This is a genomic window from Brevibacillus fortis, assembly GCF_046196545.1.
Classification (GTDB): Bacteria; Bacillota; Bacilli; order Brevibacillales; family Brevibacillaceae; genus Brevibacillus; species Brevibacillus fortis_A.
The window spans coordinates 5161614-5176706 of record NZ_CP176370.1; the positions used below are offsets into that span (position 1 = coordinate 5161614).

Sequence of the window (15093 nt, forward strand, 5' to 3'; positions counted from 1 at the left end):
ATTCGATGGTTTTACAAGGTGAGTTGAATCCATTAGTAATATAGTAAGTACCGGTGGTTTTGGGTGTTTTAGAGGTCCCACTCCCCTGAAGATCTGGTGTAAATACGCTAAACGTGTGACTCTCTTGTAACGTGATAGAATACCAGTTATAGCCTGAAGCTCCGATCGTGTCTTCGACAGGACCAGGTCTTCTTAATGGTTTGATCTCCTCTGGAAGAACGGAATTCAATGCATTCTTTTGTGAGGTAATTTCTACCTCATTCGAGAGAATCATTTCACCGGTTTCAGTTATACCCGTCTATCGATGAGTAATGAAAAGTAATAGATGAATGCATTCTAGCACATTCTGATTTATTAGGTGATCTCAACGTTTCAAATCCGACCTATAAACGCGCGATGGATGTAGGAAATAATCCAGTCATTTCATTTGTATCCCAGGTTATAGGGGAGAATTATTCGTCGCTCGTTAGAAATAAGTATTAGACTGACCCAACCAATCAAAACAGCCGTAGCCATAGACCAGAAAATAAAGTCCTAGACTACCGCCGTTTTGTCTGTAACGATTTAACTATCGTACCAAGGGAGTTTGTGAGGATTAAACCAGAAATATCCCCATTTTTCTCCATAAGTTCGCAATATTGTTATAGCCACCGTAGGAAATTTTGGCTTGACGAAACAAAAAAAGCGAGATACGCATCTGCGTACCTCGCTTTTGTCAGTGTATTATACGAACATGGCGTGCTGCTTATAGAAGGATTGAAAAAAACGTGCCGAAAGCGGCCGCTTTCCATAAAGTTTCTCGCAGAACGCATAAATCGTTTGCCTTGCGGCTTCGTCTTCGAGCATTGTCATATGTGTCGAGGCTTCAACGTCCATCACGTACGCCTGCGGGATCTGTTGAACCCATTCCTCCCAGTAAGGCAGATGGTCAAACGGAACGGCCCCTTCTTTAGCCGTTAAATAAGGTTCCCATGGTCCCATGAACACCCCACTCTGGTTGCGGAAGTAATAGCAGGTCACCTCATCAGGCCGAGGTAGAGGCAGAAGCTTATAGTCTATCAACCCGTAGCGCTGATGCATGGAAAACTGACGCTCAAATTGCTTCTCCAGCAGCCGCTTAGGAATATCCAGTCCTCTATGCCCGGCTAGCTCGGTTAGACGTTCAAAGAATACATCGAATCCATTGTCGCAGTCAATCTCATCCCTATGGATGAGAAGACCTTTCTCATCGGTCGGGGCAAAGCCATGGATAGCAGCCAACGCCATGTTAACGGTTTGCAGGGCTATAGAATTCTGATCGAGGGTCGTCCTCTGGACCTCCGGGCTAAACATCGTATCCAGCATGACCAAAGACGATACGGTCTCACCCGCTTCCTGCAGCTGACGCGTCATTTCGTATGCCAACATACCGCCGAGCGAATATCCGCCAAGCTCATAAGGGCCCTCCGGTTGAATCGCTTGGATGAGTCGGACATATTGTGATGCAATAGCAACTATGCCCTCAGGTGCTTCGTCGCCGGTACCACCGAACGATTGGATACCGTAGAACGGTCTTTTCGCATACGCCGCCAAAGAACGATATACTTCCACGCCTCCGGATGCGCCATGAATCCAAAATACCGGCCTTCCATCCGTAATAGAATTTAGCCGAATGATCTGCTGGTTGAAGTTCTCCTCCAAAAAAGAGCCGTCAACATGAAGAACATCGATTTCCGGCGGGAAGTTCGCTTGCACCTTGTCGATCAAGTCTTGAATCGTTTCACAAGTCAACAGATCGGGGAGCTCCATCGACGGAGCAGCCACTTTCCGCAGGCCTGCAAGCAATTGCGCGAGATGAAGCGAACTCAATCCGTAATTCATCAATCGCTTGTCGAGTTGAATCTCTGTCGGCATCATGCCAAGAAGTAGAGAGACGCTGTTTAAGACGATCGTCTTTGCATCATTCCCGTTCATGGCAAGCTGAGCCTTTTGTGCGCTCATCTCATCGTTCTTGCTCATCTCAGCTTCCGTCCACTCTAAGCCCGTTTCCGGTTGGGATTCAAGCCAGCAGCGCTGCTTGACGAACGGATAAGTGAGCAATGGTACGATTCTCCCCTTTCTTCGGCTGCGATACAATTCCCTCCAGTCCATATCGCCGCCCTTTGACCAGTAGATGGCAAGCTTCTCGACATCATATTCATCCATCAAGTGCTTCATATACAGCCGGCCGTTCTTACCAGAAAGGAGCCTGAGCATATCATCCGGAGGTCCCCCCGCATTTCCTTCGTATAACCCGAAGCTCCCGGATAGTGGAAGATCCGAACTGCCGGTATCATCAAGATAGTACGAGAGCGCGGCCATCAATTCTTCCCTGCTGCTCGCTGTTACAGCAAGGCGGAAGTCTGTGGATTCACGACCGACCTGCAGCGTATAGGCCAGATCGTCCAGCGAAAGCTCCTCATTTCGCTTCACATACTGACGTACATGGTACACGACTTCCTTCAGACGTTCCCGGCTTTTGGCCGAGAGGATCAATAATTGATTTCCAGTTTCCTGTACAGACGGCTCTTCAGCAGGCGGCACATATTCCTCGACAATCAGATGAGCATTCGTACCGCCGGCACCAAAGGAGCTGATCGCCGCGCAAAGCGGGAATTTCCCGCCATGCGGCGCTTCATTTTCCGTCTGCTGCCAGTCCTCTAAACGCCGCTGAATACGGAAATTCGTTTCCTCAAGGCGTAAATTCGGATTCAAGGCTGTGTCCGAGCCGATTGTCGGAACAAGCTGCCGATGCTTTAACTGAAGAACGACTTTTGTTAATTGGGCGATGCCCGAGGCAGCTTCCCCATGCCCGATGTTGGATTTGACCGACCCAATCGGCAGAGCACGCTTCGTACCGGAATGGCTGCGGTACACCTTGTTCATCGCCGCCATTTCAACTGCATCGCCGATGGATGAACCGTTAGCCGCACACTCGATATAGCTGATCGACTCTGGTTTTATGCCGGCCTGGCGCATGCTTTCTTCCATCAGTTGGGCTTGCGCATTCGAATTCGGCGCTCCGTAGCCGTTTGTCTGCCCGCCATGATTGACGGCGGTTGATTTAATGACCGCTAATATGGAATCACCATCCTCGATGGCTTTGACCAGCGGTTTTAATAGGACCGAACCGACTCCTTCCGATGGCAAATAACCGTCACCGTCTGCGAAGCTTCTGCTTCCGGGATGGCTGCCAGCCAAACGCGACATGCTTAAGCCGACATACTTTTGCGGATGAAGCGAAAGATTGACGCCGCCGGCGATCGCCAGCTCGCATTCACCCTTCCGCAAGCTTTCGCATGCCATATGGATCGCGACCGCCGAGGAAGAACACATCGTATCGACAGCGATGCTCGGACCTTTGAGATTAAAGAAATGGGACACCCGGTTGGCGATGGAGCTATACGAGGACAGAGCAAGAAGTGGCTCCTTCGCCGGGTCCTTATTAAGCAAATGATAATGATTGTACATACAACCGGCATACACGCCGACCTTGCTGCCGTACTCATGCTCAAGCGTCTGGCTTGTATATCCCGCTTGCTCCAGCGTGTTCCATACAGACTCGAGAAACAGCCGCTCTTGCGGGTTTATATAAGACGCTTCAAGAGGTGAGAGCTGGAAGAAGATCGGATCGAATTGATCGATATCTTTCAGAAACCCGCCCCATTGACAGTAGCTCTTGCCCGGCTTGCCTTTCTCAGGATCATAATACTTGCCGCTTTGCCAACGAACAGCGGGTATTTCTTCAATACAATCCTTCCCGCTCTTCAGATTGTCCCAGAACTGGTCTAAATCGTCCGCTCCCGGATAGCGGCCCGACAATCCGATGATCGCGATATCGGACGCAGGTTGACGCTCGGATATCTCCTCGCAGATCAGCGTTGCTTGCTTTAACGCTGGTTTTGTCGCCGCTGGAGCCGGCGTAACGGATAAATGAGAAGCCGCTAAGACCGGTGAAGCTGCCTTTGTTATCACTTGTGTAAGCTCGGGCGCAAGCAGCTGACGGAGCTCACGCTCATAGTGACCGAGAAGATATTCACACAGCGCTTGTATATTTTCATACTCGAAGAACAAGGTTTTCGGCAGCGAGCCTAATTCGTTCTCAAGCAGTGCCGTAAGCTGCATCGCCATAATCGAGTCAATGCCAAACTTGCTGAAAGAGGTCTTGGTATCCATGCGATGCAGCGGCATGCGTATATAGGATGACAGGGTCTCCCTTAAGTAGTGCATCGTTCTCTCATACAGCTCGTCTGGTCCGAGCCGGTTATCTCTATCTGATTGCCACTCGGCCGCGGGAGCTTGCTGCGCTGGCGCCAACTCTTCCATGAGTGGCGTTGTGCTCAAAGCCATGTTCGTCACCACAACTTGGTGCTTCCCGCTTGCCAGCGCAGCGTAAAGCGCTTGAATGCCCTGCTGGCTCTGCATCGCTTTCATTCCCGCGCGCTGCTCCATCATCGCTTCCGTTGCGGGATCGACGGTCATGCCGCCTTCCTGCCACAGCGGCCAATTCACCGAAAGCGTATGTCCTTGCCGCTGGCCAGCCGCTGCCAGCTTATTCCGATAAGCGGCGAAGGCATCCATAAACCCGTTTGCTGCCGCATAATCCGCCTGCCCATAGTTTCCGAGGCATCCAGAAAGCGAGGAAAACAGAATAAAGAAGTCGAGCTCCAGCCCGCTTGTTGCTTTGTCCAATGCTATGAGCCCATCCACTTTAGGACCCAAGACAGCAATCAAATCGTCTGCTGTTTTATGGATCAGGAAGCTATCCTTCTTCATACCTGCAGCATGTAAGATGCCGTTCAATCGGCCATGTCGTGCTACGATTCCACTCATCAGTGCCGCCATGTCCGATTCCTTGCGGACATCTGCGGTATGATACTCCACGTGTACGCCTAACTGGCGAATCGTTTCCAATTGGGACTGACGGTTACGGTCAAGCTCTGACCTTCCGGTTAGAATGATTGCCGCTTCACGGGATTTCCTAGCGATATCCTGTGCGAAGATCAATCCAAGTCCCCCGGCACCGCCGGTGATGAGGTAAACGCCTCTGTCCTTCCACGGCGCTTCCACCACAACATCCGCCGTATTCAGGCCTTCGATTACCGCTTCATACCGCTTGCTTCCTTCATAGCGAATATGGCTGACCGATGGATGACGGCCGTCAATCTCTATAAAGGAAAGCAGCTGCTCGGATGAGACGGCCGCATCGAATTCGATTAACTGGCACCATACATTCGGATTCTCCAGATGCGCCGTCTTCAACATACCGGCTAAGCCGGCGTATAGCCGCTGCTCGCCGCAAGCGGGGATCAGCAGCTGGATCAGTGTCTGACCGCCACGCTTGTCCCTTAAGATCTTCTGAATGTCAACCAAGAGCTGCTCCGCATAGCCGGCATACCGTTTCTCGATCACCGGCCCTTCTGCTTTCAGCACCTTGCACGCCGCCTCAGGGAATTCTCGGGCCAGCTGCGCGTTCATGCTTTGGTTTTCTTCCAGCAGATACATATACCGCCGGGTGATTGTGCACGCTTCACTTCGGTCTTCATTATTGCGTTCGGCCCATGCCGGATTCCATAGAAGCGGAGCGTTTTCTTCCATAGCCATAGCCATTGCCGCTTCCTCTTCCAATTGACGCGAAGAGAGGCCTTGCAGCATCGCGCAGTGTTTTCCATGCTCATCATAGATGTCGATATCAAGCTTTTGAATCGCTCCTGTTGTGGTGCTTCCGGAGCTTCTTCGAATCCATGCCCACATGACCGCTGTACTTGGACCCAAAATCACCAAACGGTCCAGTGCATAAGGAAGTCCCGGCCTTAATGCTGCTTCCGAACCGGTTCCTCCTTCCGAATCTACAGGTAATGCGGCCATTCCGATTGATGCTTGCAGCGCCGAATCGATCATGCCCGGATGAAGCACATAATGCTCCAGTGTGGACAAGGCGGAATCCGCAATTTCCAAACGGGACAGCAGCTCGCCTTTACCGACCTGGATTCGGTCAATAGCACGATGGCCAGGTCCGTAATCCATGTCTAGCTGGCCAAGCATGTCATAACATTGGGCGCCGGTGATCAGTCCGACGTCACATCTAGCCTGAAGTTCTTCGAGCAATTCGGTATGCGGCACTTGAATGGATTCGCCTAATGCCGCTGTTCCTTGACAGTGAACCGTTCTTCCCTCCGGATGACCTGATGCTTCCGTATAAATTTCGAAGAAGAAGTCCGCTTCGGAATTACGCTGCAGATGAATGTTCACCGTGACAGAACGATCTTCCACGATGATTGGCTGTGCCCATCCGATATGCCGCAGCAAGACGGGGGACGTTGGCGAACCTGATCCTTTTTCGCATGCTGCCGTCACAGCCGCCCGGGCCATCTCCAGATAGGTGACGGCAGGCAGCACCTTTCGACCTCGAACTGAATGATCCGTCAAGAAAAACTCCGTCCCCGTCAGAACCGTTTGAAACAATAGGCCTGAAGTGTCCTTCAACGAAGCGCGCTGAAGGTTCAGAGGCAAAGATTCGCTAGACGCTTTCATAGGTTCGCGTCTTTGTGGATCCTGCGGCGGATAGTCAGTATTCGAAACCCAGTAACGCTCTTTGGCAAACGGATACGTCGGAAGCGGAACACGCGAATAGGAGTCGCCGGCAAACAGCTGACTGTAATTCAGCGCATAGCCTTGAACATACAATTCGGCTGCCGTGGACAGATGCTCCAGATACAAGCCTGGATTCGTGCACGTTTGGCAGCTCTCGATCGCGGCATTGCCGAACCGCTTTAACGATTGCTGCTCGCGAACGTCGTTTTCTACTAACTCGGATACGTACACCTGCGCCATTTTACCGCGCGATAGCCAGTTGGAGAGCAGCTGTTTTAGCTCTTCAGCGTCTTTGACGATAAAGGCCAACCGGTGATTCATGTGACGGCGTCCAACCAGGAGTGTATAGCTGATGTTTCCCGCATCAATGCCAGGTACTCGCTGGCAATGCTCCAACAGCCTCTCGGCTTGCTGCTTCAGCTGTTCCCGGCTGCGGGCTGACAGCGTAATGAGATAAAACGGCCTCGATGCATGCATCCGCAAAGGATCTGGAGCCTCCTCAATGACCATATGCGCATTGGTGCCGCTGAAGCCGAAGGAGCTGGTGGCTGCAATCCGCCTTGAGCCCGGTGGAACCGCCCAATCTTTACTCTCCGTATTGACATAGAACGGGCTGCTGGCAAACTTGATATGCGCATTGCCCGTCTCATAATGCAAGGAAGGCGGGATTTGCCGGTTTCGCAGCGACAGCAAAATTTTGAAAACGCCTGCGACACCTGCAGCTGCAGTTGTATGACCAATATTTGTTTTTATTGTGCCGATCGCGCAGAACTGCTTTTTATCCGTGTAATGGCTGAAGGCACTGTTCAATGCTTCGAACTCGATCGGATCGCCGAGACGGGTTCCGGTGCCATGCGCCTCCACCATTTGAATTTGCTCCGGATGAATGGCGAAACGCTCATAGACGGACTTTTCCAGCCGTTCCTGCGAATTGGCGCTTGGAGCGGTAATGCCGTTTGTCGTCCCGTCCTGGTTAATGCCCGAACCCTTAATAACCCCGTGGATATGATCGCCGTCGGCAATGGCATCCTTCAACCGCTTCAGAACGACGACCCCGACCCCTTCGCCAGGCACGAAGCCGTCCGCCCGATTATCGAACGTGTGACATTTGCCCGAAGGAGACAGCATGCCGGCCCGGTTGGAATTGATATAAAACGTTGGCGTCGTTTGGACAAACACGCCCCCTGCCAGCGCCATCTCGGTCTCTCCGGTCCATAAGCCTTGGCAGGCAAGATGGATGGATACGAGCGAGCTGGAGCAGGCGGTATCCACCGTAACGGCAGGGCCCTGCAGATTTAAATAATAGGCGATTCTGGCAGGAATAATGGATGGAGCATTCCCCCACATCGCTTGCGGAGGCGAGTTGTCTCCGATATGGTGCACATAGTCGCCGATATTGTAGCCGACATATACGCCGCAGGCACGACCCTCTACGCTCTGGCCCGCATAACCCGAATCCTCCAGCGCCTTCCATGATTCCTCCAGGAACATGCGCTGCTGCGGATCCATATAGGTAGCCTCGAGTCCGGAAATATTAAAGAAGGACGGATCGAACTTATCGATCTCATCCAAGAAGCTGCCGTGATTGCAGTAAGGCATGCCTTTGGGTGCATACTTCGATAGATCCCACCGGGTAACCTCTTCAACAAGATCATGACCTTGAGCCAAATGGTCCCACAATTCATCCAGCGTGTTCGATTTGGCAAAGCGGCCACTCATTCCGATTATGGCGATGGGCTCTTTAACTGCTGCTTCCGCAGCCCGAACGGATACAGCGGCCTCGGCCGGCTGCGCGGACGCCTTCGTTTGCAAGGATTCGAAATGGACAGCCTGCTCCTCCCTTTCGAGAGGCATTGAACCTTGCTCGTAAACGGCGGCGAGTCGGTCGCTAAATGCGGACACGACAGCCTCTTTATGCGCAGACAGCAAATAACCGGCCAGTTGATTGATCGAGCTGTAGTCAAAAAGAATGGTCGTCTTCATCTCAATCTGCAAACGTTCGTTAAGCGTATTGACGATATGCACGCCGGAAATGGAATCAAGCCCGTAGTCTGCGAAAGAGTCATCCATATCGAGCGATGACGCATCCAGCTTCAGCGTTTCCGCCAGCTGGGAGGCGATCAACGATTTGATTTCATCCTGGAGCATCTGCTCATTCAAGGCAAATAAGCTGTCTTCTCTTTCGCTTTTGGAATCCGCATGTGCTGCATCATTCCGCTCTTTCGTCAATGTTGAAACGGATTGGGTTGCAGACTGCTGAGCGCTTATTCCTTTCCGTTGTTCCCATCTAGACTGCCTGATGATTCCATCGCTCTGCGCCGCAACGATTTGCTGTCCCAGGTCGTGATGATCCCGGGCCAGGAAGCCGACCGCACCGAAGCCCTCCCTCTCAAGCAGCTGCTGCCAGCTTTCGGGCGAGAGCGCCGGACTGCCCGGGATCCGAATGCCGGGATCGTCATACAGCCACCAGCCTTCCAGCAGTCCGAACGTAAGATGGGTAAATAGGGCGCTGCTGCTAATTTCATTTAAAAGCAGCCAACCTCCGGGCTTCAATGCCGCTTTGGCGTTGCGAACCGTCGTCCGCATGTTACGTGTAGCATGAAGGACGTTCGCGGCTATGACAAGATCATACTGACCGGCATCAACGCCTTGCTGCGCAAGAGCTTGCTCTACGTTGAACGTGCGGTACGTCAGGAACGGATAGCTAGGGCCGTATTCCTTCTTCGCATGGAGCAGGAACATTTTGGATAAATCGGTATAGCAGTATTCCGCAATATGGGTCTTATAGAGAGCAAGCTTGGCAAGCACCCCCGCAGTCGTACCGCCTGTGCCCGCGCCGATTTCCAGAATACGAATTTGCGCCTGCGGATTTTCCTGGACACGCTGTCTGACAACATGCAGGGCTGCCTCGGCCACTACATCGTTGAAATAATCGGCTACCGGATTGCTCTTGTAAATCCCCTCGACAAGTTCCATTGACGAGTTCGGAAAGAGCACGTCGGTCGCTGCGGTTTTCCCTGTAAGGACGGCCGGCAAGGACTTCAGCGTTGTTTCTACCAATACGATTTGCGCTCTTGTTTTCTCGTCCTCCCGCCATTTAGCGGTATGCTGCCTCCACTGCTCCCATACCGTCCCGTGATCGGTGCTTGCCGTGACCGTGGTAACCGATAGAAGATGGCCGCTGCGGGACAACAGCCCGAGCTCTACGAGAACAGTAACGCTCTGACTTAGCCATTCGGCATACAGCTCTTCGGCGATTCCTGAAACAGCCATTGCCTGTTTCAGATCGAACGTTCCGGAAGCGAATAACCCCGTTTGCCGAAGCTGCACGAACAACAGCCTGCCAAGAAGTCCGTTCATCTCATCCGTCTTCTCCTCGTTCTCACGCTTCAGCTGTCCGATATCGGGTCGCTCAGAGGCGGCAGGCAGGCTTCGGCCCGCTTCAGCTGACCGCTGCCCTGCAGCAAGAGCCGTAATTTCTTCTTTGGGATTCATGCTTTCGACGGGGATCGGCTTCGTCGTTTTCATGACGGCCAGCTGCAATTGCGGCTGGGCAAGTACTCTCTCGATCGCCTTCATCCCTTCCTCCGGCTCGATCAGCCCGATTCCAAGATCCTGCAGCAGCCGGTATTGTTCCGTATCCTCGACCTTGTCGCTTGACCAGAATCCCCAGTTCAGCACTTTCACGCTGCAAGACCACTGCTGTGCCAGCAAGTGCGCGAGAGCATCCTTAAAGACACAACCGGCCGCATAATGGGCCTGCTGCGGATTCTTAATGAGGCTGATGAGCGATGAGAAGAAAAGTACGAAATCCAGCCGTTCCTCGCGAAATACCTGCGCCATCCTGACGCTCACGTCAACTTTAGCGGAGAGCGCAGCTTGAAGAGCAACCTCATCCATTTCAGCCAAGCTGTACTCGTTTAATACCATTGCCGAATGGACGACGCCGTTTACAGAGCCAAAGCGCTGCTTAATCTCGGCATAAGCCTGAGAGAGCGAATGGATGTCCGATGCGTCTGCACTCCAATACCGAATCTCGGGACCACAATCTGAAAGACTGTGAATTTTGGCTCGAATGGCGTCATTCATCGGGCTGCGGCCAATCCATACGATTTGCGCTTGATAGGTACGAATCATATACTCCGACCAAACGCTGCCGATCCCGCCGGCGCCGCCGATGACGACATATACACCTCCATTCCGGTACACCGGCGCCTTCGGAGCGGGAAGAATAGTTGGAATCAGCTGCATACGGTGCCACTCACGCCCTCTGTATACTGCAGCCCCGCCCCTCCGGTCTGCAGGGATCCGGAACATCTCGGACACGGGCCATGTCGAATCCGACTCCAAGTCGATGAGACGAATCATCCAGTTTGGATATTCTTTAGCAAGCGAGCCGATCAGTCCGTGAACGCCTGCCTGTGCCGGTTTTATGATGTCTTTCTTGTATACCGCTTGGGCCTGGGTCGTGATGACCGTGAGGCTGACCGGCCTTGAACCGTAGCCGGATTGCAACAGCGCTTGAATAAACCGGAAGCAGCTGAGCGTAGTCTGATTGTGAGCGGTAATTAACGCATCATTCAAGCCACCGTCTATAGCAGCAGGATCACGAACTGCCCATATAAAATGTCCGATATCCTCAAAGCCGGAAATCTTCCGCTTGATATCAGCCACGGATGCGTCTTCGTCATTACCCAAATTTACGGAACCCGGATATAGGGCTAGGATTTGCGCGAAACGTTCGTTGCAGAGACCAAATACAGCGATCCGTTCCGTTACGGCAGGGAAATAGTCGCCTTCCGACTCAACGGCGAACGTATCCCACACCGGAGTAAACTGCCGCAGCATATCCTGGGAACCGGCACCTGCGTCAGCTTCCACGATACGTTGGTTAGCGTCATTCTCCACGTTCCGGTTCGAAGCCGGAATTACAGCTGAGCTTTCTCCCTGAGGCGAGATCGGACTTGCCGCTTGGGTTGTGCTTCCTGCTTGCTGTACCACTGTTGGCAGGCTGTCCTGCGGTTTCGCCGCAACCGGCAGCCAGTATCGTTTTTTCGCAAAAGGATAGGCCGGAAGATGCATTTTTCTCGGTTTATCGGCACGGTAAAGCCGTCCCCATTCGATATCGCTACCCTGAGCCCAAGACTGTGCGATTTCAGCCATGTTTCCTTCTGTGAACCAACGGTCGTCAGCCTTCGCCACTTCCGCCAACACGCCGGACTTCTTCTTCAGCTGACCTCTCCAGCAGTTCGGAATGGAAGGTTTACCATCCGCATATGCTTTCAATTTCTCGGCCAGTTCTTGGATGCTGCTGACTAGAAAGACAACCCGCTCTTCCATTGCTTCGCGTCCGGTCTGAAGCGTATACGCAATGGACGACAAGCTCATCTCCTGAGATGCCCCGCCCTCCGCATGACGATTGCGATTCAGGATCAGATGGAGCGATTCGGCGGCATCAGAGATTGATCGAAGCTCGTACCAATCGATGCTGTCGGTCTCGATTTCATATTCCCGCAGCAGCTGATCCCGGACAGCAGACAGGTGAGCCGTCTCCATGCCGTATTCCGACCAGTCTTGATCGGAATCGATGTCTTGTTCTTCCACCTTCAGAACAGTTGAAACCATTCGCAGAATATTGGCTGCCAGCCCGCTCTGTGATTCCATTTCCTTAACGCTAGCCACGTATCCAGTCTCATCCGCAAGGAACCCCGCTAACCGATCCGCATACGCTTTCAAGCGATCTTCATTTTTGGCCGATAACGGCACAATGACGGCAGACGGCTCGCCGCTCGCGGAAGAAGGCTGCGGCACCCATTCCTCCAAAATGACATGCGCATTTGAGCCGTAGGCGCCGAAGGAGCTGATCCCTGCCCTTCTCGGGTATACCGTTTCCTTTCCTGCTTCGATCAGCCGAGGCTGCTCCCATTGCTCTACCTGTCGCTGGATATAGAATGGTGATTGCTCAAAATCGATATATGGATTCGTTTCGCCGGAATGCAGCGACGGCACTAACGTTTTATGATGCATCTGCAGCGCAACCTTAATCAACCCGCAAACCCCGGCGGCGGACTCGCCGTGACCGACGTTGGATTTGACCGAACCGATAGCGCAATATTGACGGTCATCCGTGTAGCGGGAATAAGCTTTAACCAGTCCTTGGATTTCGATAGGATCGCCGAGCGACGTGCCTGTGCCGTGCGCTTCCAGATAGCTGATCGTTCTCGGATGAATATTAGCCTTATTCAGGCAGTCTTCAATCAATTCAGCTTGTGCAACCGGACTGGGCACCGTAATGCCGCTAACCGTACCCACATGGTTGATTGAACTGCCTTTGATAACGGCATATATCTGATCGCCATCCTTGACGGCCGCACTGAGCGGTTTTAGTACGACCGCGCCAATCCCTTCTCCGGATGTAAACCCGTCGCCGTCTTTACCGAACGTACGGCAATAACCGTCGCTCGAATGCATGTTGGCCATGCCGAACGTTTTATATTTGCCAGGGTGAAGCGACAAGTTGACACCGCCCGCAATTGCAGCTTCACATTCTCCGCGCCGGATGCTCTCTACCGCCATGTGGACAGCTGTCAGCGATGCGGAGCACAACGTATCGACTGCCAGACTGGGGCCATGGAAATTAAGCGAATAGGAAACCCGGTTCGCCACATACGAGTGGCTCAAAGAAAGCGGGAATAGCAAGCCTTGCGCCATAAGCTCCGACCCGAGTAGCGCATAATCCTTATGCATAATACCGGCGAACACGCCGACAAGGTTCCGTTTGTTCGGTCCTCTTGGCGTTACGAGGCTGGACGGACGGTATCCAGCATCTTCAATGGCTTCCCAGCACGTTTCAAGAAAAATCCGCTCCTGCGGGTCTATGAGTTCCGCTTCGCGAGGCGATATGCGAAAGAACGGCGCATCAAAGCAATCCGGGTCGTCAATGAAGCCGCCCCATCTGGAAACCCCTTTGCCCGAAGGAGACTTTAAGTCTTCAAACTGTTTCCAATCCCATCGTGACGGGGGAATTTCGCTGATGCAGTCTTTACCGTCCTTCAGATTTTGCCAAAACTCGCGGAGATCGCTTGCCCCTGGAAAACGGCCTGACATTCCGATGATTGCAATATCCTCTTCTTGCGATGTAGATGCCTCTGCGCGGCTGCTGGAATCCGCTGATGTCATCCTGTTGTCCGGATGTTCATCAAGCTGTAATCGGGGGGCATTGATTCCATCGCCCGGTGCCGGTGCGAAGCTTTCATCCGCGAATACCGAAGCGTAGTGTTCGGCCAAGTAAACGGATAAATCTGCAATCGTCGTATATTCAAAAAGCAGCGTAGGCGGAAGCAATGCGCCTACCTTCGCTTCAATTCTCTTAACCATCTCCAGCAAGCCTGGGGAATCCAATCCCATCTCATAATAGCCCGCGTTCGGATCGAGATCCGCTTCAGCCATATCCAAGCGCTCAGCCAAGATGCCGGCCAGAAAAACGGCCGCCTGAACGGCGGGAGTGCGCTCCCCGCTGAAAGCATGCCCCGCTTTGACTGGAGCTGGAGCTGGAGCTGGAGCCGGCGCCGGCGCCGGTTCTGTGACGGACGGGACATCTCCACCTCCGGAGACGGCAGATGAACCAATCCCGGATGCCGCCCTCACCAGCTTCATCGTGTAGTTTTTCATTTCTGCTACTTTGCGGCCCTGGCTGTCGAATAGCTCCAGCGTCATGCTGAGCAATTCGTTCTTTCGTTGAACACTGGGAGCGAGAACCTGTGTATAGCAGCGCTCTTGAACGAGCTGCTCCGCACGAAAGGACTCAAAATATAAGGGCAGAAACAATTGCTGCTCTTCCCCGACATGCGTTCGCAGCAATATCGAGGCACCTACACAGCTAGCATCTAACAAGGTGGGATGAAACAGCACGTCTTCGGCGCTGTCGCGCGAATTGCGATCCAATGCAAGCTCGATGAGCACGCCTGTTGATGTTTGGAAGGTATGCCCTTCCGCTTTCATCATGCCGGTATGGATGAGGCCCAGCGCACGAAACTGCGCATAGGCCTCCTCCAGATCGACGGAAGCCTCCGCCTGATTCATGGCTTGCCCGAGATTGATCGTCTTATCAAATGAAACGGGTTGAATCTTCCGCATTTGGGCATCGGCATATCGTTTCGCCTCCGGGCTGACTGCTCCATCCCGCGATTCGCGGCCTTCTACAACGATGCTCCAGCATCCCGCTTCCTTCTCTTCCACAACAATATCGATCAGCACCTCGTAATCGTGACCCACCGCCAAGGGATGATAGATCGATACATGGCAAAGCTCCAGCTCTCTCCAATCGTACCCGTTATCCTGAAATGCTTGGTAGATCAGGTCGACATAAGCCGGACCGGGCAGCAGTTCCTGACCAAAGACTTTATGGTTGCTCAGGATCGGATGATCGCCGCTTAATAAAAATTGTTCTTTCATGAAATAGTCCCCCTTGAATGCGCTACC

The 15093-nt window shown here is 52.9% G+C and carries 1 protein-coding gene; it reads right to left on the reverse strand.

Annotation, left to right across the window (positions count from 1 at the left end; all coding sequences use genetic code 11):
* Positions 1-723 precede the first annotated feature (723 nt).
* Positions 724-15066, reverse strand: coding sequence for an SDR family NAD(P)-dependent oxidoreductase (locus ACKKE8_RS25330; RefSeq protein WP_409175451.1), 14343 nt, complete (start codon positions 15064-15066; stop codon positions 724-726).
* Positions 15067-15093 lie beyond the last annotated feature (27 nt).